16 protein-coding genes are annotated in these 25,357 nt (G+C 61.9%); 8 read left to right on the top strand and 8 right to left on the bottom strand.

Annotation, left to right across the window (positions count from 1 at the left end):
- Positions 1-275 precede the first annotated feature (275 nt).
- The 5 genes from AAE484_RS05610 to AAE484_RS05630 all read right to left on the bottom strand — a co-directional run bounded on the left by AAE484_RS05610 (position 276) and on the right by AAE484_RS05630 (position 5,348).
- Complete coding sequence (locus AAE484_RS05610) at positions 276-776, bottom strand: dihydrofolate reductase (RefSeq protein ID WP_341937363.1); 501 nt, start codon at positions 774-776, stop codon at positions 276-278.
- A gap of 71 nt (positions 777-847) precedes the next feature.
- Positions 848-1,687, bottom strand: coding sequence for a thymidylate synthase (locus tag AAE484_RS05615; protein ID WP_341937364.1), 840 nt, complete (start codon positions 1,685-1,687; stop codon positions 848-850).
- Positions 1,688-1,720: 33 nt separating this feature from the next.
- Entirely contained in the window at positions 1,721-2,551 is an 831-nt protein-coding gene (lgt, locus tag AAE484_RS05620; RefSeq protein WP_341937365.1) for a prolipoprotein diacylglyceryl transferase, read from the bottom strand.
- Entirely contained in the window at positions 2,548-4,812 is a 2,265-nt protein-coding gene (gene ptsP, locus AAE484_RS05625) for a phosphoenolpyruvate--protein phosphotransferase (RefSeq protein ID WP_341937366.1), read from the bottom strand. Before ptsP ends, lgt begins: the two co-directional genes overlap by 4 nt.
- Positions 4,806-5,348 (bottom strand): RNA pyrophosphohydrolase, encoded by a 543-nt coding sequence (locus tag AAE484_RS05630; protein WP_341937367.1) that lies wholly within the window; start codon positions 5,346-5,348, stop codon positions 4,806-4,808. The genes ptsP and AAE484_RS05630 overlap by 7 nt, the downstream gene beginning before the upstream one ends.
- Before the next feature lie 153 nt (positions 5,349-5,501).
- Here AAE484_RS05630 and AAE484_RS05635 point away from each other — a divergent pair, with 153 nt between their 5' ends.
- Together AAE484_RS05635 and AAE484_RS05640 are read left to right on the top strand one after the other, a co-directional pair.
- Positions 5,502-6,158 (top strand): histidinol-phosphatase, encoded by a 657-nt coding sequence (locus AAE484_RS05635; protein WP_341937368.1) that lies wholly within the window; start codon positions 5,502-5,504, stop codon positions 6,156-6,158.
- A gap of 2 nt (positions 6,159-6,160) precedes the next feature.
- Positions 6,161-7,333, top strand: coding sequence for an imelysin family protein (locus AAE484_RS05640; RefSeq protein ID WP_341937369.1), 1,173 nt, complete (start codon positions 6,161-6,163; stop codon positions 7,331-7,333).
- Positions 7,334-7,377: 44 nt separating this feature from the next.
- Here the strand turns inward: AAE484_RS05640 and AAE484_RS05645 are convergent, their stop codons facing one another.
- Positions 7,378-8,490 carry a histone deacetylase family protein gene (locus AAE484_RS05645; RefSeq protein WP_341937370.1) on the bottom strand — a complete coding sequence of 371 codons (1,113 nt, stop codon included), beginning with the start codon at positions 8,488-8,490 and terminating at the stop codon, positions 7,378-7,380.
- A gap of 125 nt (positions 8,491-8,615) precedes the next feature.
- On the opposite strand from AAE484_RS05645, the gene AAE484_RS05650 reads away from it, so the two are divergent.
- The 5 genes from AAE484_RS05650 to pelA (AAE484_RS05670) all read left to right on the top strand — a co-directional run bounded on the left by AAE484_RS05650 (position 8,616) and on the right by pelA (AAE484_RS05670) (position 16,135).
- The gene (locus AAE484_RS05650) at positions 8,616-9,473 is read left to right on the top strand and encodes a PA4780 family RIO1-like protein kinase (RefSeq protein WP_341937371.1); all 858 of its coding nucleotides are present in this window, start codon (positions 8,616-8,618) and stop codon (positions 9,471-9,473) included.
- A 22-nt stretch (positions 9,474-9,495) separates the two neighbouring features.
- Positions 9,496-10,737: a glucuronyl esterase domain-containing protein gene (locus AAE484_RS05655; RefSeq protein WP_341937372.1), complete on the top strand. Its 1,242-nt coding sequence runs from the start codon at positions 9,496-9,498 to the stop codon at positions 10,735-10,737.
- 4 nt (positions 10,738-10,741) lie between these two features.
- Positions 10,742-11,647: a DUF1853 family protein gene (locus AAE484_RS05660; RefSeq protein WP_341937373.1), complete on the top strand. Its 906-nt coding sequence runs from the start codon at positions 10,742-10,744 to the stop codon at positions 11,645-11,647.
- A gap of 228 nt (positions 11,648-11,875) precedes the next feature.
- Complete coding sequence (gene pelA, locus AAE484_RS05665) at positions 11,876-13,420, top strand: pectate lyase (protein ID WP_341937374.1); 1,545 nt, start codon at positions 11,876-11,878, stop codon at positions 13,418-13,420.
- 369 nt (positions 13,421-13,789) lie between these two features.
- On the top strand, positions 13,790-16,135 hold the full coding sequence (gene pelA, locus AAE484_RS05670) for a pectate lyase (protein ID WP_341937375.1): 2,346 nt from the start codon (positions 13,790-13,792) through the stop codon (positions 16,133-16,135).
- A 44-nt stretch (positions 16,136-16,179) separates the two neighbouring features.
- On the opposite strand, the gene AAE484_RS05675 is transcribed toward pelA (AAE484_RS05670), so the two are convergent.
- Entirely contained in the window at positions 16,180-17,583 is a 1,404-nt protein-coding gene (locus AAE484_RS05675) for a glycoside hydrolase family 30 beta sandwich domain-containing protein (RefSeq protein WP_341937376.1), read from the bottom strand.
- An 18-nt stretch (positions 17,584-17,601) separates the two neighbouring features.
- Positions 17,602-19,533, bottom strand: a complete 1,932-nt coding sequence (locus tag AAE484_RS05680) for a DUF5060 domain-containing protein (RefSeq protein ID WP_341937377.1) — start codon at positions 19,531-19,533, stop codon at positions 17,602-17,604.
- A 222-nt stretch (positions 19,534-19,755) separates the two neighbouring features.
- Here AAE484_RS05680 and uvrA point away from each other — a divergent pair, with 222 nt between their 5' ends.
- A complete protein-coding gene (uvrA, locus tag AAE484_RS05685) occupies positions 19,756-25,290 on the top strand; it encodes an excinuclease ABC subunit UvrA (protein ID WP_341937378.1) in 5,535 nt (1,844 codons plus the stop codon).
- Positions 25,291-25,357: the final 67 nt, after the last annotated feature.

Below are 25,357 nucleotides of genomic sequence, written 5' to 3' on the forward strand. Positions count from 1 at the left end.
CCCAACTCGGGTGCTTGCATCAGATGAGTTTGCGACAGTCAGATGCCACACAACACGTTATCCACACTTTTGCCTCGGTTTACAGAGGCGCCAAGAGCCGCGACGAGGCAGCCAAGAACGCCGCATTGTAATAAGAGGCGTCCTTCACATTCAATGGTTTAGACAAACGGTTTCCCAGCTGGGTAGATCGGTATCACACGGGTAACACATAGTCCCATTGACTGCGTCAAAAAGGTAACACTTGGTCAAAATATAATCAGCCTGAGCGACTGTAATCAAGCTGTCACCTTTTCATATTCCAAGAAAGAGTGTGGTACAGGCGCATCAGATGCGCCAGCTTTCTTGTCTGTTAAAGTCCATTCTGCCGGCGAAAGCTCCGGAAAATAGGCGTCTCCCTCAATCTCCAGATCGATTCGGGTCAGATAGATCCGATCCGTCTGCGCCAGCGCCTGACGATAGATCTCGGCGCCGCCCATGACCATCAGCTCCTCGGCATCGGGCTGCTCCGCGCGCGCGAGCGCCAGGCCTTCCTCCAGGCTGCTCACCCAGCGCACCGCCGGGTCTTCCAAGGGCCTGGGCGAGCGACTGATCACAATGTTGAGACGCCCAGGCAGTGCCCGGCCGATCGACTCATGGGTTTTGCGTCCCATGATCACCGGCTTACCCAGCGTCACCGCCTTGAAGTGCTTCAGATCATCCGGCAACCGCCAGGGTAACTGGTTGTCACGACCGATAACGCCGTTGCGTGCCGTCGCTACAATTATGGCCACTTTCATATTGAATTGTTCCAGAAAACGTGAACAGTTTCACACTGACAAATTGACGTCCCGGGCCGCTGCCCAGTGGCTTACACTGCAATCGGCGCCCTGATCCGGGGATGGGGCTCATAGCCCTCAAACGCGATATCTCCCAGCTCATAGTCGAACAGGCTCGGGGGTCGACGGCCCAGCACCAGCCGCGGCAGCTCCCTGGGCTCCCGCCGCAACTGCTCGTAGACAATATCGTCGGTCAGGTGATTGTGGTAGAGGTGACAGTCGCCAAAGGTATGCACAAAGTCGCCCACCTCCAGATCACACTGCTGCGCGATCATATGGGTCAACAGCGCGTAGCTGGCGATATTGAAAGGCACCCCGAGAAACAGATCGGCGCTGCGCTGATACAGCTGGCAGGACAGACGTCCCTCGGCCACATAGAACTGAAACAGAGTGTGGCAGGCGGCCAGCGCCATACGGCCGGCCGCGGCATTGTCCTGGGGGCTGAGCGACTCGTCCGGCAGATCGGCCGGATTCCAGGCACTGACGATCAGCCGGCGGGAATTCGGATTACGCTTGATCTGTTCCAGCAGCTCGGACAGCTGATCGATGGTCCGTCCATCCGGGCAGGCCCAGCTGCGCCATTGCTTGCCGTACACGGGCCCAAGCTCCCCTTCGGTGGTGGCCCACTCGTTCCAGATTTTGCAGCCGCGCTCCTGCAGCCAGGTGACATCCGTGCGCCCCTGGAGGAACCAGAGCAGCTCGACAATCACGCTTTTCAGATGCACGGTCTTGGTGGTGATCAGCGGAAAGCCGCGGGAGAGGTCAAACCGCAGTTGCCGCCCGAACACCGATCGGGTCCCCGTGCCGGTGCGATCGCCCCGGTCCACGCCGTTATCGATCACATCGCGCATTAAATCCAGATATTGTTGCATCAGTGTCTTTTCATCGTCAGAGAATGGGTTGTGTTACGCGGTCTGCGCTCGTTGACGGCGCAGCGCCAGGCTCCAGATCATCAGCCCCACACCCAACAGCAGCATGGGCAGCGACAGTATCTGCCCGCGGGTCACCCAGCCGAACAGGTCGTATTGGATGTGCTGATCCGGCTGACGGAAAAATTCGGCAAAGATCCGGAAGCTGGCATACAACGTCAGGAACAGGCCGGTGACCGCCCCACGTGGGCGCGGACGGGCCGAGAACCAGTAGACGGCCACAAACAGCACACCGCCCTCCAGCGCCGCCTGATAGAGCTGTGAGGGATGACGTGCGAGCCCGGACGGATCTTTGGGAAAGACCATGGCCCAGGGCACATCGGAGGCACGACCCCACAGCTCCTGGCCGATAAAGTTGCCCAGCCGGCCAAACCCGAGGCCAAGCGGCACCAGGGGCGCCACGAAGTCGGTCAGCGCCAGAAACGGCTTCCTGATCCGGAAGGAGTAAATCACCAGCGCCAGGGTGACCCCGATCAGGCCCCCGTGAAAGGACATGCCGCCCTCCCAGACCCGGAACAGCCAGAGGGGGTCACTCAGCCAGTAGTCAAAGTGGTAGAAAAACACATACCCGAAACGGCCCCCGAGAATGACCCCAAAGGCACTGTAGGTCACCAGGTTTTCCACCTGCTGGCGATTGATGATGGCGTGGGAGAAACCGGCACGATGCATGGCCAGCAACCAGGCGCTGGCAAACGCGATCAGGTACATGATCCCGTACCAGTGAATATCGAGCGGGCCATACTCCTGACCGCCAAACTCAAACGGGCCGATACTCAGGGCTATCGGGTCTAACTCGGGGTAATTCATAGGCTATCGGTATCGGGTCGGATCAGGCGGGTCACCCCGAGCTCGCGCAGGGTGCTGTCAACTTTCTGGGTTATCTGGTCGGCATCAGACAGGGTCATGACTTCGTTCAGCAGAGTACGGGCCTGCTCGAGACTGATATTGCGGATCACGGACTTGACCTTGGGCAGATTGGTGGCGTTCATGGACAATACATCATAACCCATGGCCATCAGCAGAATCGCCGCGCCCGGGTCACCGGCAAACTCGCCGCAGATGCCCACGCTCACGCCTTCACTGTGACCGTCGTCGACCACGCTGCGCAGAGCCCGCAGAACGGCCGGATGAAAGGCCTGATAGACATCGGCCACCCGGGCATTGTTGCGATCCACAGCCAGCAGATACTGGGTCAGGTCGTTACTGCCCACGGACAGGAAGTCCACGCGCGAGGCCAGCTCTCTGGCCTGGTAGACCGCCGAGGGCACCTCGATCATGACCCCGATCGGCGGCAGCTTGACCGCATGCCCCTCTTCGAGCAATTCATTGAACGCCCGGTAAATCAGGATTTTGGCTGCATCCAGCTCGGGCACACTGGTGATCATAGGCAGCAGGATCCGCAGATTATCCAGCCCTTCGCTGGCCTTCATCATCGCGCGGATCTGCGCCAGAAAAATTTCCGGGTGATCCAGCGTCACCCGGATACCGCGCCACCCCAGAAAAGGGTTCGCCTCTTCAATGGGGAAGTAGGGCAACGCCTTGTCACCCCCGATGTCGAGCGTGCGCATGGTGACGGTGTGAGGAGCAAAGGCCGCCAGCTGCTCCTGATAGATGTTGCGCTGCTCCTCTTCACTGGGGAAGCGGTCGCGCAGCAGGAAGGGCACCTCGGTACGGTAGAGCCCCACCCCTTCGGCGCCGCGCTCCAGCGAGCGCACCACGTCGGTCATCAGGCCGGTGTTCACCCAGAGCGTCAGGCGGTAGTGATCGGTGGTCTCGCAGGGAAGGTCCTTGAGCGCTTCAAGCCCCTTGACCAGCTCCTGCTCTTCCAGATAGATCGCTTTGTAGTGCTTGCGCAGCTCCGGGCTCGGATCGCTGTACACCGCTCCTTTATAGCCATCGACAATCACCGGGCGCCCGTCCATCTGGGTGTAGGGCAGATCCACGGCCGCCATCACCGTCGGAATATCCATGGCCCGGGCCAGAATGGCCACGTGGGAGTTACTGGAGCCCTGCACCGAAACCAGGCCGGCGAGCTTGCCCTTGGGGATCTCGCCCAGCATGGAGGCGGTCAGCTCCTCGCCGATCAGAACGGTCTGATCGGGATAAATGCGGCACTTCTGATTGGATTCCTGCAGGTAGGCGAGCACCCGGCGCCCCAGATCGCGCAGATCGGCCGCGCGCTCGCGCAGGTAGGGGTCGTTCATGCTGTTGAAGGTGCGCTCGTGCTCCAGCACCACTTCGGCCCAAGCGGAGGGGGCCGACAGGCCCTGACGGATGCGCTCGGTCACCTCCCCACCCAGGGAGGCATCGTTGAGCATGGCCAGATAGGCGTCAAACAACGCCTGCTCTTCCCGGTTCAGACGGGTTTTGAGCTGCTCTCCCAGACCTTTGATATCGTCGCGCACCGCCTGCAGGCAGCGCTGGAAAAAGGCCAGCTCCGCGTCAATATCCTTACAGGGCTTGGACGGCACCGAGCGCAGATCCGCCGGGGGCGAAATGACCACGGCTTCACCCATGGCTATGCCCGGCGCTCCGGAGACCCCGATGAACTTCGCCTGGGAGGCCTTCTCGCCGATGGCCACCATGACGCCGGTCGCTTCGGCGTGGGCAATGACGCCCGCCAACTGGGCCGACATGGTGACCAGAAACGCCTCGTCGCCCTCGTCGAAACGGCGGCGCTCCACCTGCTGCACCACCAGCACCCCCAGCACCTTCCGGTGATGAATGATGGGCACGCCCAGAAACGAGCTGAAGCGCTCCTCGCCGGTTTCGGGAAAGTACTGGTAGCTCGGGTGGGTTTCGGCTTTTTCCAGATTGATCGGCTCTTCACGGGTGACCACACGCCCGACCAGCCCCTCATCCGCTTTGAGCCGCACCTGACCCACGGCGCTGGGGTTGAGCCCCTCGGTGGCCATCAGCACATAGTCGCCATCCGGCCCGCGCAGATACACCGAGCACACCTGGGTGTGCATGGCAGTTTTTACCCGGGAAACGATGATGGCCAGGGCCGTTTTCAGGTCCCGGGCACCGTTGACTTCCTGGACGATGTTGCGCAGTGAATTCAGCATGAGCGACCGGCCGAGGTTCGGGAGCGGTGAGTGTCCTGCGAGGGTATCAGGCGCGACTGCAGCTGACTCTGGTAAGGCGACAGCTCTTTCATGGCCCGACGATACACTTCCCGCTTGAAGGCCACGACATTACCCAGCGGGTACCAGTAACTCACCCAGCGCCAGTCGTCAAACTCGGCTTTGCCGTCATTATCCAGGGTGATGCCGGTCTCGGGCGAGGTCAGCCGCAAAAGAAACCACTTCTGCTTCTGCCCCAGGCACAAGGGTTGTGAGTTGTGCCGGATCAGGCGGCTGGGTAGCCGATAGCGCAGCCAGCCGCGCGTGCAGGCAAGAATTTCGACATCCTCCTGGCGCAGCCCGACCTCCTCATTCAGCTCCCGGTACAGTGCCTGCTCGGGCGACTCACCGGTATGGATGCCCCCCTGGGGGAACTGCCAGGCGTCCTGGCCACCCACGCGACGCGCCCAGAGCACCTGGCCCTGGTCGTTGGTGAGAATGATCCCCACATTGGGGCGGAAGCCTTCGGCGTCTATCACGGGGCGGTATCAATCCTTACTGTCATTATGGGAATTCACCATCAGGGGCCTATTGTTCCACAAACCCATGACATTCAGCAATTAGCGCGGTTGAGCGCTGCACGGCGAGCGGCTATGCTAGGCGCCTTTGAGCGACCAACCCAAAGGTACCCCGTGAGCCTGGCCATTTTCGACCTCGATAACACCCTCATTGCCGGCGACAGCGACCACCGCTGGGGCGAGTTTCTGGTGCACAAGAACATTGTGGATCCCGAGCTCTACAAAACCCGCAATGATGAGTTCTACCGTGCCTACCAGGCCGGCACGCTCGATATTCAGGCCTACCTGGATTTCGCACTGGAACCTTTTACCCGCCTGAGCGCCGAGGAGCTGTCGGCACTGCGGGAAGAGTTCATGGCCGACTGGATTCAGCCCCTGATGCTGGACAAAGCGGCGGAACTGCTGCGCAGCCATCGCGAACGCGGTCACCACCTGCTGATCATTACCGCCACCAACCGGGTGGTCACCGGCCCCATTGCCGAACGGCTGGGCGTGGACGAGCTGCTCGCCACCGAGGCCGAGCACGACGGGCACCGCTACACCGGCAAAGTGGCCGGCACTCCCTGCTTTCGCGAGGGCAAAGTCACCCGACTGCACCAGTGGTTGGAGCAGAATCCGCACCGCCTCGAGCACAGCTACTTTTACAGCGACTCGGCCAATGACCTGCCACTACTGGAAGCCGTGGGCTATCCAATTGCCGTGGATCCCGACCCGACACTGGAAGCCGCGGCGCGCGAGCGCCGCTGGCCGATCATCAGCCTGAGGAGTTGAGCGTGCGCCGACCTCGATTGCGACTGTCGCCCCAGCGGCTTGTACTGAACGGCCTGGTCCTGCTGGCACTGCTGGCGGGCTGCGACCGCAGCCCGGAAGAGCCGCAGGCGCCTGCAGACACTCCCTCCAGCGAACCGCTGCAGCAGACAGAACCGGAACAGGAAGCGGCCACCGCCCGGGCCTGGCAATTGGGCGGCGACTGGCTGGAAGCCGCGCAGGCCGAATGTCGGGAACTGCACCGGGAGCTGGAGACGTTTCTGGATCAGCCCGAGGAAGCCGCACTGGAGCGCACCCGGGCCCAGTGGCACCAGTGCCACGACCGCTGGCACCGCCTGGCCCCACTGCTGGCACTCAGCGAAAGCAACCCGGGACTGTTCGGTGAGCTGGAGCGCATGGCGTTCAACATCGATGCCCACCCGCTACAGCCGGGCTACCTCGACGCGCTCCCCCAATACCCCCACAGCGGTATCGTCAACGACATCACCCTGGACATCAAAGCCGACACCCTGCGCGACCAGCACGGACTGACCGACTCCACCGATGTCAGCCTCGGCCTGCACGCCATCGAATTTCTGCTCTGGGGCGAGACGGGCAAGCGCCCGGTGTCAGATTACCAGCGTCAAACGCGCGCCGAAGACGAGAACCTGGACAAAGAGTTGACCCAGGAGAAGCTGCCGCGCAACCGGCGGCGTGAGCTGGTTCTGCTGCTGAGCAACCTGCTACAGGATGACCTGCAGTCCATGCACCGGCAATGGACGTCTGAATCCGGCCACCTGCAGCAGACCTACCGCCAGCTGCGACCGGCCAGCCAATTGCAGCTGCTGAAGGGGGCGGCGCGCCAGCTGTTGGAGCAACAACTGGTGACTGAGCTGCAGACCCTGTCCGACCCGGAGCTGGCTCACAACCGCTTTGCCGGAGAGGGCCTGCGCCCAATTCTCAGCGCGCTGCAGGGGTTGCAGACGCTGATGACCCAGGGCGAACAACCCCTGACCCAGTGGCTGGGTGAGCCCGAGGCGACGGCACAATGGCGGGAACAACTGGAAACCATCCCGGCGGACCTGCAGGAGGCAAAAGCAAGCGACGATGAGTTCAGCCCCGACGCGCTGACCTCCCAACTACTGCTGTTGGGGACCTTTCTGCAACCGGTCAACGATCTCGAAGCGGTCGCCCCTTAGCCCGAGGCAGTCGCTTCCTGAAAATCGCCCTTTAAAGACCGCACTTAATAGTCTTCATCCTCGGGCCTCAGGAAGGCGTCGCGATGGAACTCCAACGCTTCTTCCATTTCTTTTAAACCACAGACATCGGGCTCCGGCGGCTCGCCACCCGCCAGCACCCGAAGCACCGCATGAACTCCGTGAGAGAGCGACTCGGTGTTGTAGCCTCCCTCGAGCACAAAGGCCAGACGCCCGTCACACAGCTCATCGGCCAGCGCCTGCACTTCCGCCGTCATGGCAGCAAAGCCCTCATAGGACACATTGAGCGCCAGATCGAACCAGTGCGCATCAAACCCGGCGGACACCAGAATCAAGTCCGGTTTAAAATGAGTCGCGGCGGGCCTCAGTATTTCCTGCATTATTTTGAGGTAGACCACATCGCCCGAGCCGGCAGGTAGCGGCACGTTGACCGTGGCCCCCTCTCCCAGGCCGGCCCCCACTTCTTCCAGCGTTCCGGAGCCCGGGTAAAACGGCGCCGCACGGTGTATATCAAAAAACATCACATCCGGGTCGGCCCAGAAAATGTCCTGGGTACCATTGCCGTGGTGGGCATCCCAATCCAGAATCAGCACCCGCTCACAACCCAATTCAGCCTGGGCGTGGGCGGCGGCAACCGCCACATTATTGAACAGACAGAAACCCCGGGCCCGCACCGGCTCGGCATGGTGGCCCGGCGGTCGCACCAGGGCAAAGGCACTGCGGGCTTTGCCGCTGACCACAGCTTCGGCCGCCGCAATCGACGTTCCCGCCGCGACCTCGGCCGCATCCACGCTGCCGGGCGACACCGCGGTCGTATCCAGATCCAGCCAGGCACTTTTGCCCCGCAAGTCGTAGATGTCATCCAGGTAGGCATTGGTGTGAACCCGAGCCAGTTCCTCCCGGGTGGCCGCCCGCCCCGGCGCAAAACTGACGCCGGGAATCGGCTCCCGCTCCAGCAGCTCCAGAATTTCGGTGACCCGCCCCGGGTGTTCAGGGTACTGCCAGTTCACATTGAGGTCGGCCAATATACGCCGCATCCGCTTGTCGAGCCGCCCGGGCAGAAAGGCCACATTGGTATCCGGCTCGTGCGCCAGCACCCGCTCGTCGTACATCACCAGAACGTCCCGATCATCCTTCACAGTCAGTCACTCCCCGGTTGTTCATCGAAGTTTCAAGATTAGCACGTTTAACACCAGCATAAACCAACACCGACAAAAGCGCTTTGTGCGTTCCATCCGCTCGCAAGATCAGGTATAACGATGCCATGAAAATACCACCCCGAATTCAGCCCCTGGTGGATGACGGTCTGATCGACGAAGTCATCCACCCCCTGATGAGCGGCAAAGAAGCCGCTCTGTTTGTCGTGCGTTGCGGCGGCGAAATCCGCTGCGCCAAAGTCTACAAGGAAGCGAGCAAGCGCAGCTTCAAAAAGGCCGCCCAGTACCGGGAGGGGCGCAAAGTGCGCAACAGCCGGCGGGCCCGCGCCATGGACAAGGGCTCGCGCTACGGTCGCGACCAACAGGAGGAAGCCTGGCAGAGCGCCGAAACCGATGCCCTGCGCCGCCTGGCCGAGGCCGGCGTGCGCGTGCCGGAAACCTACGGCTGCTTTGATGGCGTGCTGTTGATGGAGTTGATCACCGACGATGAGGGCGATGTGGCCCCGCGCCTGGCCGACGTCTACCTGACCGAAGAACAGGCGCTGGAAGACCATGAGCTGATGATGCACTACGTGGTGCGCATGCTCTGTGCCGGCCTGATTCACGGGGACCTGTCGGAATTCAATGTTCTGGTGGACGCCTACGGCCCGGTGATCATCGACCTGCCCCAGGCCGTGGACGCCGCCGCCAACAACAGCGCCCAGCAGATGCTCACCCGCGACATCCACCGGATGCGCGACTACTACGGGCAGTTCGCCCCCGAGATTCTCAACACCCGCTACGCCGAAGAGATCTGGGACTGGTACGAATCCGGCGAGCTGACCCCGGAGACCGTGTTGAGCGGCGAGTTTGACGACCCCGAGGGCGAGGCCCAGGTCGACGATGTCCTGGCGGAAATCAAGGCGGTCATGGCGGAGGAACGGGAGCGGCAGGAGCGCCTGCGCGACAACGAAGACGAAGACTGAATTATAATAAAGGGACACGACGATGCGACAACGACACCTGGCTTTTGATGCTCGCCGGGCGCTGATTCTCGCGCTCTCCTCGGCACTGCTCGCCTGCGGATCCGTCGTGGCCAGCGACGAAAACGCCGGAGCGGATTGTCCAGTCAGCGCCCTGCCCGATGCTGGAGAACTCCCGGCCATTGCCACCCTGCCCGACCCTTTCCTCGGACTTGACGGTGAACGCATCACCGCCCGGGAGGAGTGGCGCTGTCGCCGGGCCGAGATCAAGGCCCAGCTGCAACGCTACGAATCCGGCCCCAAGCCCATCAAGCCGGCCGGGGTCACCGGCGAAGTGAGCACCGGGCAGGTGACCGTGAACGTGGAGCATGAGGGCGAGGCAATCACGTTCAATGCCAGCGTGACCACCCCCGCCGAGGGTGAAGGCCCCTACCCGGCGATGATCGGCATTGGAGCCTCCAACCTGAACAACGACTACCTGACCAGCCAGGGCATTGCGATCATCAATTTCAACAACAACGAAATCGGGGCGCAATCCGGCGGCGAGTCCCGGGGCACGGGTCTGTTTTTCGACCTGTACGGCAGCGACCACCCCGCCAGTTCAATGATCGCCTGGGCCTGGGGCGTCAGCCGACTGATCGATGTACTCGAGGCTTCGGAAGAAAACATCATCGACCCGGGCCGCCTGGGCGTGACCGGCTGCTCACGCAACGGCAAAGGCGCCCTGATGGCCGGGGCCCTGGATGAACGGATCGCACTGACCATCCCGCAGGAATCCGGCGCGGGCGGCGCCGTGAGCTGGCGTGTGGCCCAGTCGCTGGCCGATGACGGAGAGGAGGTGCAGACCCTCAGCCACGCCGCGGGCGAACAGCCCTGGTTCCGCGCTTCGTTCGGGCAGACCTTTGGCGGCGACCAGGTCACCCGCCTGCCCTTTGATCACCATCAGGTGATGGGCATGGTGGCCCCGCGCGGCCTGCTGGTACTCGACAATGACATCAGCTGGCTCGGCCCCCTGCCCGCTTTTGTCGCCACCTCGGCGACCCGGGAAATCTACCGCGCGCTGGGTGTACCCGAGAATGTCGCCTACTCGGAAAATGGCGGACACAGCCACTGCCAGTTCCCGGCTCATCAGCAGGAAGTATTGAGTGCCTATGTTCAGCGCTTTTTGCTGGGCGAGCCCGGCAATACCGACGTCATGAACTCCACCCGGGGAGACACTGACGACGTGAACCGCTGGGTTGAATGGACCACACCGGTGTTGGAATAACCCAATGCCGACCAACGCCGCTTTCACCGATCTCACCCGCTACCGGGTGGCCGCCGTGCGCCATCTGGCCTGGATGTGCCACGCGCCCTCGCTGGTGCGCGACCCTTCGGTGTTCCCGCTCGCCGATTACCTGCCCACCCATGCGCGGGCGATGTTGCACCACTGGGACCAATACCCGCTTGAAGGCCCGCCGGTGCTCACCGACCCACCCCATCCGCGCCTGGGCCTGTACTTTGAACAGCTCTACCGTTGCCTGATAACGGATCTTCTGGGGTGGGAGCTGCTGGCCAACAACCTGCAGATCGCGGGCGCCGAGCGCACCCTGGGCGAACTGGACCTGGTGGTCCGCAACCCCCATACCGGCACCGCAGAGCACCACGAGCTCGCCGTCAAATTCTATCTGGGGTACGGCCCGGCGCAGACGCCCCGGTGGTACGGCCCCAACGCCCGGGACCGGCTGGATCTGAAGACCCGGCGGTTGCTGGAGCACCAGAGCCAGATGACCCGGCGGCCGGAAACCGCCGCGGCCCTTCACGCACTGGGCATCGACGCCCCGCTGAAGGCCCGGCTGTTCATGCCCGGTTACCTGTTTTACCCGCATGATGCCGATTTCCCCGCGCCCGCCCAGGCACCAGATGACCATCAGCGCGGCACCTGGTGCTACCTGGAGACGGCCCGAGCGCTGGACACCGGGCACTGGGTGCACCTGCGCAAACCCCACTGGCTGGGCCCCTGGGTACAGCCCGAAGCACCCGACGCGACGGAGGCCGAAAACGCCCTCGACAGCGTTGAGGCCACCGGCACGCCCCGACTGCTTGCCCGGTTGGAACAAGATCCGAGCAACGGCCAATGGATCGAGGCGGAACGGATATTTGTGGTTCCACCTCACTGGCCGGACTCAAGCCGCTAGCGTCCATTCATCACAGGGGCCGGAGCAAAAAGCGCGACCGAGACCAATATGTATCCGGTTACAGACGCTTTTCTCTCAATTTTATATGCCCGCCTTGTCACCATCCGCAGCACAGATGGCACCCGGTGAGCGTCGGTTACACCGAGGCGTGCCGCCTGGACAAAACCTTGACCACCGGGGGGAAACCTCCCATATTTGCCGGATTATTATATAAAGAGAGAATCAACCATGACCATGAAACCAATCGCCCTTGTTGTGGCGATGAGCGGCCTGCTGGTCGCCTGCGGCGGCTCCGATTCCGCTCCGGATGACGCCTCTTCCAGCTCCAGCAGCGACTCTTCCGCTTCCTCGGAATCGTCCAGCTCCTCAAGCGCCTCCGACCAGGGCGACGAAAATGCGCTGGTGATCCAGGAATACGACACCGGCTTCTGCCGACTGAACGGCACCGTCGACAGCGACAACGACGGCTTTACCGGTATCGGCTTTGCCAACACCGACAATGTGCCCGAGAGTGCGGTCACCTACCGGGTGAGCGTGCCGGATGCCGGCCACTATGCCCTGGAAGTCCGCTTCGCCTCCATTGATACCCGCCCGGGCGATATTCAGGTGAATGAATCCGTGGCGGGCGGGTTCGAGTTCGCCACCACTGGCGGCTGGACCAGCTGGACCACCGAATCCCAGACCGTGGAGCTCAGCGCGGGCGAGAACGACATTGCTCTGGTGGCCACCAGCACCGACGGTCTGCCCAATGTGGACTCCCTGACAGTTGTGGGCAATGGCCCCACCGCTGTGGATTGTGGCGTGAACAGTGACGGCGAGGGCCTGATGCTGCCCCAGGACGGCAACCCGGTGCACAGCCGGTTCAACAGCTCGCGCACCGCCTGGAGTCAGAGCAAGGCGGACATCATTCTGTCCTACCAGTACGATCACGGCGGCTGGCCCAAGAACCAGTCCTACGATTCCATGGGCAGTGGCGGTAATGACCTGGGCACCATCGATAACGGCGCGACCGTGACCGAGATGATCTATCTCGCCCAGGTCTACAAGGATACCGGCGAAGCCAAGTACCGGGATGCGGTACGCAAAGCCATGGATTACCTGCTGGAGGCGCAGTACGCCTCGGGCGGCTGGCCGCAGTTCTACCCCTTGCGGGGCGGCTACTCCGACCACGTCACCTTCAACGATAACGCCATGACCCGCGTGCTCACGGCACTGCATCACGCCAGCCTGGACAACACGCCTTTTGACACCGACCTGTTCACCGACAGCGACCGTGCCGCCATGCAGCACGCCATCAATCGGGGGGTGGACTACATTCTCCAGGCACAGTGGGAGCAGGACGGGGAGCTGACCGTCTGGTGTGCCCAGCACGGCAAAGACGACTACCAGCCCAAACCGGCCCGGGCCTACGAGCTCGAGTCCCTCAGCGGCAGCGAGTCGGTGGAAGTCATCGCCTTTCTGATGACCCAACCCCAGACACCCGAGGTGGAAACGGCGGTCAAGGCGGGCATTGCCTGGTTCCGCAGCCCGGACACCTATCTGGCGGACCACACCTACAACAGCTCGGTTGAGGAAAAGATCGTTTACAGCGAGGGCGACCGGATGTGGTACCGCTTCTACGACCTGGAGACCAACGAAGGCTTCTTCAGCGACCGGGACGGCGGCAAGTATTACGACATCATGGAAATTTCAGCGGAGCGCCGCAACGGCTACAGCTGGGGCGGAAGCTACGGGGAGAAGATCATTTCCTACGCCGATCGCGTCGGCTACTGATAGCCAGCTTCCAGAATACGGCAATAAGCGGGGGCCAGAGGCCCCCGTTTTTTATTCCATCACCACCAATATTGACTCACTTGGCTATAACTTTATTGAAGCGCCGCGCAACTCAATGGGGAATGACGCGCCATCCAACAGTGAATCCATTTACATAACGTTTTTCCTCAACTATACATTTATAGACAAGTGTCAATTGACACCGAAATACATATCTCACGAGATCACATTCGGTTACAGTGCAGTGGCGGGACGGAAGGCGTCCCCTGACCCTCCGCATGAAAACTCCGAAATCTGACCCGTTACGGTACCCCCTGCTGAGCGTCACAAGGACAGAACGTTCCAGTAAAACATGAAGAAGGATCAACCATGGTCTTCCACCGATTTGACCTCATTGTGGTGATGCTCGGCGCTCTGTCTACTTGCGATGGATCCCCTGGGGGGGACTCCTCATCCAACTCGAGCACCAGCAGTGATGCGTCCTCGGAGTCATCCAGTGCAAGCACCAGTAGCGTCGCTTTTTCGGAGTCATCCAGCTCAAGCACCAGTAGCGAAGCATCATCGGATTCATCCAGCACCAGCAGCGTAGCGTCCTCAGGGTCGTCCAGCTCCTCGAGCTCTTCCAGCCAAGGCGAGGCTAGCAGCCTGACAATTCAGGAACTCGACACCGGCTTCTGTCGAGTAGACGGCACTGTGGACAGCAATCACCAGGGTTTCACCGGAACCGGCTTTGCCAATGCCGATCAGGAGCCGGGCAGCGCCGTCACCTACCGGGTCAGCGTTCCGGATACCGGCCACTATGCCCTGAAGGTTCGGTATGCCTCTGTCGGCACCCGTTCCGCCAATGTTCAGGTGAACGGATCCGTTGCGGGCAATTTTGAGTTCGCCACCACCGGCAGTTGGACCAGTTGGACGACCGAATCCCAAACCGTGGAACTGCGCGCCGGCGAGAATGACATTGCCCTGATTGCCACCGTAACGGACGGCCTCCCCAACGTGGATTCACTGACGGTAACCGGCAACAACCCCACCGCTGTGGATTGCAGCGAAAACAGTGGCGGTGACCCCGGAGGTAACACCACCTCCAGCTCAAATACCAGCAGCGCAGCGTCCTCCGAATCGTCCAGCTCAAGTGCCAGCAGCGCAGCGTCATCCAAATCATCCAGCTCAAGCATCAGCAGCGCAGCGTCATCCAAATCTTCCAGCTCAAGCGCCAGCAGCGTGGCGTCCTCCAAATCATCCAGCTCAAGTGCAAGCAGCGAAGCGTCTTCCGGGTCGTCCAGCTCGTCGAGTTCTTCCAGCCCGGGAGACGGTTTCAGCCTGACCATTGAGGAATACGACGCGGGCTTCTGTCGAGTGGACGGCACTGTGGACAACCGCCATGAAGGTTTCACCGGAGTCGGCTATGCCAACACCCATGATGAGCCGGACAGCGCCGTCACCTACCGGGTGAGCGTTCCGGACGCTGGCCACTATGCCCTGGAAGTTCGGTACGCCTCCATCGACACCCGTGCCGCCGATATTCAGGTGAACGAATCCGCTGCAGGCAACTTTGAATTCGCCACCACCGGCAGTTGGACCAGCTGGACGAGCGAATCTGAAACGGTGGAGCTCAGCGCGGGCGAGAATGATATTGCCCTGGTCGCCACTGGGGAAGACGGCCTCCCCAGCGTGGATTCACTGACGGTCATCGGCAACAGCCCCACCGCCGTGAAGTGTGACGACGAGGGCCGGATGCTGCCCCAGGCCGGCAACCCGGTGCACAGCCGGTTCCACAGCGCGCGCACCGCCTGGAGCCAGGACCAGGCGGATATCATTCTGTCCTATCAATACGATCACGGTGGTTGGCCCAGGATCCAGTCCTACGACGACTATTACCACGGCGATGACGATGATGACGACGACAAGGACGAAGACGATAATGATCTGGGAACCATCGACAACGGCGCCACCGTGACCGAAATGATCTTTCTCGCCCAGGTTTACAAGGATACCGGTGATACCAGATACCGGGATGCGGTGCGCAACGCCATGGATTATCTGCTGGATGCACAGTATGCCTCCGGCGGCTGGCCGCAATACTATCCTTTGCGGGGTGACTATTCCGACCACGTCACCTTCAAGAACAACGCCATGACCCGCGTCCTTACGGCTCTGTACCACGCGAGCCTGAACAACACCCCCTTCGATACCGACCTGTTCACCGACAGCGACCGGGCCGCCATGCAGCACGCCATCGAGAGCGGTGTGGATTACATTCTCAAAGCCCAGTGGGAGCGGGGCGGTGACCTGACTGTCTGGTGTGCCCAGCACGACAAAGACGACTACCGACCCGAAGCGGCCCGCGACCACGAGCTGGAATCGCTCAGCGGCAGCGCTTCGGCGGAAATCATCGCCTTCCTCATGACCCAACCGCAGACGACCGTAGTGGAGGCGGCGGTCAAAGCGGGCATCGCCTGGTATCGCAGCCCGGACACCTATCTGGCGGACCACACCTACGACAGTTCAGCCAAGGAAAAAATCGTTTACAGCGAAGGGGACCGGATGTGGTATCGCTTCTACGACCTGGAAACCAACGAAGGCTTCTTCAGCGACCGGGACGGCGGCAAGTACGACGACATCATGGAAATCTCGAATGGGCTCCGCAACAGTTACACCTGGGGCGGAAACTACGGGGAGAAGATCATTTCTTACGCGGATCGCGTTGGCTACTGATGGCCCAATCAGCAATAAACGGGGGCTTTGTGCCCCCGTTTTCTTTACTCCGTCATCAACAGCGTCACGACGCTGCGAGCCTCCAGTGTCGGTATGGACACCGCTCCTTCCGCAAGCGTGACCGACAGCGGAGCCCGGTTGTGAGCCCGGGAGGTTATATAGGCGTCCGCATCGCTCAGGCTCTTCGGTAACTCAACTTCAACCTCCGCGTAATCCTCATCGGAGCGGTTCAGGATGACCACGACCCACTCGCCATCGCCACTGTCATACGCTGTGGCCTCGACGGAATTCAACCCCTCAAGACTCAACTCAACTCGCTGATAACCCGGGCGAACAAATTTCGAGTAATGGGAGAAGGCCCAACCGCGTTTGAGAATCTGCCCACGCTCGGTGCCATACTGGCTATCGCCATCCCCGAGGAAAGAGTAAAAGCGCAGCGACCACCACCAGACGTAGGCGCTCCAGTTGACGTCCATGGACTTGTGCACGCTGGCGAGCACCACATCCAGTGTTTCATCCCACACTGCCGCATTATCGCCGCCCCAGATGGCCGCGCCGTCGCCATCCGCCTTGTGGTAGTTCCACTCGGTCATCCAGCGGGGGATGTTCTTCTCTTCCGCCAATGGGTATGGGGCAAAGTTGCCGCTGTTTTCGGCGTCGTACAGGTGACCGCCGACATAGTCGACATTGGCCAGGGCTTCGGGATCACTCAGGGAGGGATCGGTATAGTCGCGGTTAAAGCGCAGCGACTCGGCAATCAACAGTTCCGCCTGAATCTGATCACCGTAATCCCGGACAAAGTCCCGGATCTCTTCCCCGGTCCACTCGGCGGATTGATAGTCCGGTGCATAATCCGGTTCATTCTGCACGGACATCACATCGATCTCGACGCCCTGCGCCAGCATGAAATCGATGTAGGCATTCAGGTGATCCGCATAGTCCCCGTAATACTCGGGCAGCAACCGGCCGCCGTTATTCTGGCTGTTATCGCTCTTCATGTGCGCCGGCGGCGTCCAGGGCGAGGCCAGAATGGTGACCTCGTCCGAATGGGTTTTCGCCTCCGCCAGGCTGCCCGCCGCGCGATCCCAGTCGGCCGCATCGGGGTCGACAATGGTCCGCAGAATGGAGAAGCCCAACTCGTTTTCCCCTTTGCCCACCAGACTCTGCACTTCGCTGTCGGTCAGCGATTCGGTGACCACATTCCACATGGGCAGCGCCCCGCCAAAGCCGTCCACGGTCTGGTGTCGGACCTCGGGATCGATACGGATGCGATGATTGTCGGCGCTGGAAGAGGACTGAGAAGAATCAGAGGCTTGAGACGACTGACTCGATGACGAGGCGCTGGAGGAGCCCGGCGTGTCCGCCGGGCCCGACGAACCGCCACAGGCGCCAAGCATTAGCGCGGAGGCACCGAGCACTGCGGAGTTGATCAAGGGTTTAAAAAACATGGGCCGTTCCTTATGTTGTTATTGGCGGACCAGTTTGAGCGCCCAGTCCCGCCCGGCCAGCGCCGTACCGCCGGGGAAGGCCTCAAGCTCAATCACGCCATCCGCCGTCGCGGTCACAGTCGTCGGCTCCTGCCACTGCCCCTGTAGCGGATCAAACCAGCGCAGAGTGTAGGACTCGTCCGGGCTGAAACCACTGAGCGCCGGTGCCACCGAGGCGTTCTCGAAGTAAAGCAGGGCCAGATCCGCCTCGGCGGTGCGCATCATGTAGGACCAGCCATCCAGCCCGTCTTCCGGCGCATCGGGCGCTTTGCGCGGGGCAATGTCGTCGGTGGCGGGAATCAGCTCCTGATAGCGCGTCCCTTCGGATAACATGAACGTGTGCAGATGCTGCATGTAGTTCGCCGACTCGTAGCGCAGCGCGTCCCAGATATGGGGCCGGGCGCCGTCGGGCTCCCCGGTGGTGGTAATGTCATAGGCGGCGGTGCCGTGCACGTGCCCGGCCAGGCCACCCGAAAGCACGGAGCCGAACATCTGCGCCCGGGCAAAATAATTGTCCCGCTGCGAGTTGGGCGGCGGCTCCTCGCCGCCGGGTTTGTTGATCTCGTGCAGCCAGCCGGTGTAATAGGGCTCGAAGTTGATCGTGGGCCGGGGCGGGTCCTCGAGGAAGAACTGCGCTTCCAGGTTCTCTCCCACCCGATGGTCGCGCGGCTTGTTGCCCACGCTGTGCATATCCAGCCAGGGGACCTCGTCGCCGGAACCCAGAGTGGTGTGCGTGGCCCGGTCGATCAGCACCGTATGGATCTGACCGAAGGGCGGGCGACCGTAGGTTTCCAGGTGATAGGTCAACGCCTCGTTGAACTGATCGGCGGTGAGGCTGAAGTCCTCCGGCACCCAGTCCAGGTGAATGCCGCTGAACACAAAGTTGTAGGCGCCGTAGCGGGCAATCAGGTACTGGGCGTAGCGGGCGAAACTTTCCTTGAAATCAAAATAGGCATCCCAGGAGGGCCCCACATCGCGCCGCACGGTTTCCAGCAGGGGCACAAAGCCCACCTCGGACAGGTGCGCCATTTTCTTGTCCAGGCTCTGGAAATAGGCCGGCGTCAGGCGATTGAAATCCGATACCCCGGCGTGCTCCTCCGAGGGCGCAAACGGCAGGTGACCGTACTCATCGCGCATGTTCTTGGCGGTGAAGGTGCCCCAGTAACTGACGCCCCCGGAGGCATCGGTGCCCTGCTCGTCGGAGACGTCATACCCGAATTTTTCCCAGGCGTTGCGCAGATAAATGCCGTTCTCGTCCGCATAGGTGCTCGGGTTCAGGTCCGCCTCCCAATTCGGGAAGGCGGCAATCATGCTGACCGAGTTGAAGCCCTGGTTCTTGCGGTAATTGACCGCATCTTCAAAGCCGATGCCCGGGCCCGGATCGTAGTCGTCCGAGGTGGCGGCGTCGCGGAAGGGCAGTCGCCAAGTGGAGCCGGCCAGCCAGGTGTCGCCCACCATAAAATAGGGCGTGCCGTCGGCATACTCCAGCGCGTGGCCGTTCTCGCTCACACCGACAAAGCCGCGCCGGTTGGGATTCTCCCGCTTTTCCGCCTCGCTCCAGCCGGTGGCCGTAAAGCCCCCCTGGCGGTCATTCAGTCCGGCGTCTTCCGGCTGATTGGACTCCAGCTCCCAGGTCCACTCGCCCGGTTCGGTGGCCACCAGGCGCACCACGAAGCGGTTGCCGCCGTCCCAGAAGCCGTAAACCCGCTTGTCAAAATCCGGGCCTTTGAGACGCACCCAGACGTCCACCTCGGTATAGGGGTTGTCGTAGGGATTCTCGGCGTGGAAGACCAACTGCTGCATCTCCCAGGTGCGGACGCCAGCCTGGTCGGGCTTATCGGTAGGTGTGGAGCAGGCCACGAGAGTGAACAGCAGGAGTGCCGACAGGCACAGGCGGGAAAGACGGTTCATAGCAACCCCTTATCAATTTACTTATGATGCTGGGATACTAGCAGAACCTGCCTTAAATACAATGTGACAATAAGATGGCCGCAGCCGGCAATGGCCCTCTCCTCACAGGGCACCGCCCGATCAAACTTTCTGGACAGTGCCTTATCCAAATCCGGGCCTTGGTCGTATTGCCCAACTCCCGTATATTGAGTCTCTCAGTCAACACCGGAGCCAGCCCCCTCTATGTCCCACGATGCCATCATTGTCCGCGGCGCTCGCCAGAACAACCTCAAGAACCTGGATCTGGATATCCCCCTGGGGGAAATGGTGGTGGTGACCGGGGTGAGCGGCTCGGGCAAGTCCACCCTGGCATTCGACACCATCTACGCCGAGGGCCAGCGCCGCTACGTGGAGACCTTCTCCGCCTACGCGCGCCAGTTTCTGGACCGGATGGACAAGCCCGCGGTGGACCTGATCGACGGCATCCCGCCGGCCATCGCCATCGAGCAGAGCAACACGGTGCGCACCTCCCGCTCCACCGTGGGCACCATGACCGAGCTCAACGACTACCTCAAACTGCTGTTTGCCCGGCTGGCGCACCTGTATTGCCAGGGCTGCGGGCGCGAGGTGGTCAAGGACACCTCCCAGAGCGTGGTGGAGGCGCTCTACCGGGACTGGCCCGCCGACCAGCGGCTGATGGTGTGCCTGCCCATCAAGGTGCCGGAAACCCTGAGTGACGATGAGGTCCTGCAGTTGCTGGGCCAACAGGGCTACACCCGGGTCCACCAGCGCGACGGCCACCGGGTGGAGGTGGTGCAGGACCGGCTCAAGCTGACCGACGCCAACCGGGGCCGACTGACCGAAGCCGTGGAAACCGCCCTGCACTACGGCAAGGGGCACGTGCGGGTCTACCCTATGGATGCGGACAAGCGCGTGGGCAAGCCGCAGCGTTTTTCCAGCCACCACCACTGCCCGAGCTGCGATATCGACTACCCGGAGCCCGGCCCCAGTCAATTCTCCTTCAACTCGCCCCTGGGCGCCTGCGAGAGCTGCCGGGGCTTTGGTCGCATCATTGGCGTTGACTATGGCCTGGTGATTCCGGACGAGCGCAAAAGCCTGAAAGACGGCGCGATCAAACCGATCCAGACGCCCTCCTTCAACGAAGTCCAGCGAGACCTGATCCGCTTCGCCAAAAAGCGCGGTATTCCCATCACCAAACCCTGGGCCGAACTGAGCGAAGACCAGAAACAGTGGGTCATCCAGGGCGAAGGCGGCTGGGACAAAGGCGTCTGGTACGGCATCCGGGAGTTTTTCGACTGGCTGGAAAGCAAGTCCTACAAAATGCACATCCGGGTACTGCTGTCCAAATACCGCGCCTACACCCCCTGCAAGGAATGCGGCGGCGCTCGCCTGAAGCCCAGCTCGCTCTGGTGGCGGGTCGGCTCGTTTGAGGCCGCCGAGCAGGCGCTGACCGGCCGCGCCCGTTTTGTGCCCCAGGGCAACCAGCTGCCGAAGGAACGCTTCAACCAGTTGCCGGGCCTGAACATCGCCGATGTGATGCAACTGCCCCTGGCCCGCTGCGCCGACTTTTTTGAAACCATGGGCAACGCCAACGCGGACGAGCCCACCCAACTCCTGCTGGAAGAAATCCGCTCGCGCCTGGGCTACCTGTGCGAAGTGGGCCTGGACTACCTGACCCTGGACCGCCAGTCCCGCACCCTGAGCGGCGGCGAAGTGCAGCGTATCAACCTGACCACGGCGTTGGGCACCTCTCTGGTGAACACCCTGTTCGTGCTGGACGAACCCAGTACCGGCCTGCACCCGCGTGACATACAGCGGCTGGTCAAAGTGCTGCACCGCCTGCGCGATGCCGGCAACTCCCTGCTGGTGGTGGAGCACGACCCCCAGGTGATCCTCGCCGCCGACCGTATTCTGGATATCGGCCCCGGCCCGGGCCGCCACGGCGGCAATATCGAATTCTTCGGCACGCCCAACGCATTGATGCGCAAGGCGGGCAACCTCACCGCCCGCTACCTGAGCGGCAAGGAACAGGTGTCGAGCCCCCAGGCCATCGAGGGCGCGACAGAAAAACAGTCGTTGACCATCCACGGCGCCAGCGAACACAACCTGAAAAACATCGACGTGACCATTCCGTTGAAACAGCTGGTGTGCCTGACCGGTGTGAGCGGTTCCGGTAAATCCACCCTGATGCGCCAGATCCTCTACCCGGCGATTCTCAAACACCTGGGCGAACAGACCGAAGCACCCGGCGTGTACCAGCGCATCGACGGGCTGGAGCAGATCGACCGGGCGGTGATGGTGGACCAGAGCCCCATCGGCAAAACCACCCGCTCCACGCCCGCCACCTACGTGGGCGCCTTCGATGCCATCCGCAAACTCTTTGTTGCCACACCGCTGGCCAAAGAGCGCGGCTATACCCCGGGCACTTTCAGTTTCAACTCCGGCAATGGCCGCTGCCCCACCTGTCAGGGCAACGGCTTCGAGCATGTGGAAATGCAGTTTCTGAGCGATGTGTACCTGCGCTGTCCGGACTGCGACGGCAAACGCTTCCGCGATGAGATTCTGGAAGTGAAACTGCTGCAGGATGCCGACGAGGGTCGCCGGGCGCTGTCAATTGCCGACGCCCTGGCGATGACCGTGGCCGAAGCGCTGGAGTTTTTTCAGGACAAACCCGAAGTGCAGCGCAGCCTGCAACCACTGGCGGACGTAGGCCTGGACTATGTGCAACTGGGCCAGGCCGTGCCCACCCTCAGCGGCGGCGAAGCGCAACGACTGAAACTGGCCGGGCATTTGGCTAACACCAAGGCCAAAGACAAAGAACATATCCTGTTTCTGTTCGACGAGCCCACCACTGGTCTGCACTTTGCCGATATCGCCACCCTGATGGGCGCCTTCCGCCAGTTGCAGACCGCAGGCCATTCGCTGCTGGTGATCGAACACAATCTGGATGTCATTCGCGCCTCGGACTGGTTGATCGACATCGGCCCGGAAGGCGGTGACGCCGGCGGCGAGTTGCTGGCGACGGGCACGCCCGCCCAGATTATGGCGAGCAACAAAGGCTACACCGCCCAGGCATTGCGCGAGTACGAAGAGTCCCTGACCCAGGGCATCGCCCTGCCCGCGCCCACCAAGAAACGCAAACGCAAAACCGATCAGGTGATCAGCGTGCACCATGCGCGCGAACACAACCTGAAGAATATCGACGTCACCATTCCGCGCGATAAACTCACCGTCATCTCCGGTGTGAGCGGCAGTGGTAAAAGCACCCTCGCCTTTGATCTGATTTTTGGCGAAGGCCAGCGCCGCTACCTGGAATCCCTGAACGCCTACGCCCGGCAGTTTGTGCAGCCCGCCTCGCGCCCGGATGTGGATGCCATCTACGGCATTCCCCCGGCCGTGGCCATCGAGCAGCGCACCAGTCGCGGCGGTCGCAAAAGCACCCTGGCGACCCTGACCGAAATCTATCACTACCTGCGGTTGCTATACGTCAAGCTCGGCACCCAACACTGCCCGGAATGCGAAGTACCCATCGAACCGCAGACCCCCGCCGCCATTCTGGCGCGGGTGCAAAAAGACTATCGCCAGCGCGAAGTCACGCTGCTCGCCCCCATGGTGGTGGCGCGCAAAGGCATCTACCGCGAACTGGCCGAATGGGCCGCCGCGCGCGGCTACACGAAACTGCGGGTGGATGGCGAGTATCAACCCACCGACAACTGGCCCAAGCTGGACCGCTACCGCGAGCACAACATCGAACTGCCACTGATGGACGTGACCGTCTCGGCCAACAGCGAGCGGCAATTGATGGACGGCCTGGAACAGGCACTGGATCTGGGCAACGGGATTGTGATTGTCGCCCCGGTTGATAAACGAACCGGCAAACAGGCCGCAGGCGAACGGCTGTTCTCCACCAAGCGCGCCTGCCCCAGCTGCGGCAACGGTTTCGACGAGCTGGACCCGCGCCTGTTCTCCTACAACTCCAAACACGGCTGGTGCCAGCGCTGCTACGGCACTGGGCAGATCATCAAAGGCTTTGACGAGGAGCAGACCGGCGAGGAACGCACCTGGCTGCCGGATGAGGAGCAGGGCACCGAAAAAACCTGTCCAAGCTGCGACGGCCAACGCCTGAACCCAACGGCTCTGGCCGTGCGCTTTCGCGACCGCTCCATCGCCGAGCTGGCCTCACTGCCGGTGGACGCCGCCGAGCAGTGGTTCAAAACCCTCAAACTGAAAACCAATGAACAGGCCATCGCCCGTGACCTGCTGACCGAAATGCACAGCCGCCTGCAGTTTCTGCAGAAAGTCGGGCTCGACTACCTGAGTCTGGACCGCGCCGCGCCCACCCTGAGCGGCGGCGAAGCCCAGCGCATCCGTCTGGCCGCGCAACTGGGTTCCAGCCTCCAGGGCGTGTGCTACGTACTGGACGAGCCCACCATCGGCCTGCACACCCGGGACAACCGCAAACTGATCGAAACCCTGCGCGAGCTGCAACAACAGGGCAACACCGTGGTGGTGGTCGAGCACGACGAAGACACCATCCGCGAAGCCGACCACCTGATCGACATGGGCCCGCGCGCGGGCATCAACGGCGGCGAAGTGGTGGCCCACGGCAGCCTCAAACAGGTCATGGGCAACAAGCGCTCCCTCACCGGGCAGATGCTCTCCGAACCCCTGCGGCACCCCATGCCCGACCTGCGCAACACCACCATGCGCCAGCTCTGGGACAAGGAGAGCCTGCACATCGAGGGCGCTCACCAGAACAACCTGCGCAAGGTCAATGTGAGTGTGCCCCTGCGGCAACTGGTGACCATCACCGGCGTCAGCGGCAGCGGCAAAAGCACCCTGATACGCGGCGTGCTCTACCCCAACCTGAAACAGGCCATCGCCCAGAAACGCAAAACCAAACAGACCTGGACCGGTGCGAGCCAGATCACCGGATGGGAAAGCGTCGACCGCATCCTGGAAGTCGACCAGACCCCCATCGGCAAAACCCCGCGCTCCTGCCCGGCCACCTACATCGGCATCTGGGACACCATCCGCAAACTCTTTGCCGGCACTGTGGACGCGAGACTGCGCGGCTACACCCCCGCCCGCTTTTCCTTCAATGCGGGCGACGGACGCTGCAGCGCCTGCGGCGGCCAGGGTGAACAGAAAATCGAAATGAACTTCCTGCCCGACGTGCGCGTGCCCTGCGACGTGTGCCACGGCTGGCGCTTCAACGACGAGACCCTGAGCGTCACCTACAAGGGCAAACACATCGGCGACGTCCTCGCCATGAACATCGACGAAGCCGTCGAGTTCTTCGCCCCCATCACCAAAGTCCACCACGCCCTGCGCCTGCTGCAGGATGTGGGCCTCGGCTACCTGACCCTGGGCCAACAAAGCCCCACCCTGAGCGGCGGGGAGGCCCAGCGCATCAAACTCGTGGCCGAACTCAGCAAAGCCAACATGACCCCGGAAGACAACAAAGGAAGAAGGTCAGCCCACAACCTCTACGTCCTCGACGAACCCACCGTCGGCCTGCATATGGCCGACGTGGACAAACTCCTGCATGTGCTGCATCGGCTGGTGGACGCGGGCAACTCCGTGCTGGTGATTGAGCACAACCTGGACGTGATTGCCGAGGCGGATTGGGTGATTGATATGGGGCCGGAAGGAGGTAGCCAGGGCGGCAGAGTGATCGCCCAAGGTAGGCCGGAGACATTGGTCAAGCGCAAGCGGTCTTATACGGGACAGTATTTAAGGGACGTTCTGGGTTAAGAGAGTAATAATTTCCCGGGGGGACAGCAGGTGCGTCTGGAGCTTTTCTTCTCCACCTAAACTTTCC

The sequence above is a fragment of the Marinimicrobium sp. C2-29 genome (assembly GCF_038419845.1).
In the GTDB taxonomy this organism is placed as follows: Bacteria; Pseudomonadota; Gammaproteobacteria; order Pseudomonadales; family Cellvibrionaceae; genus Marinimicrobium.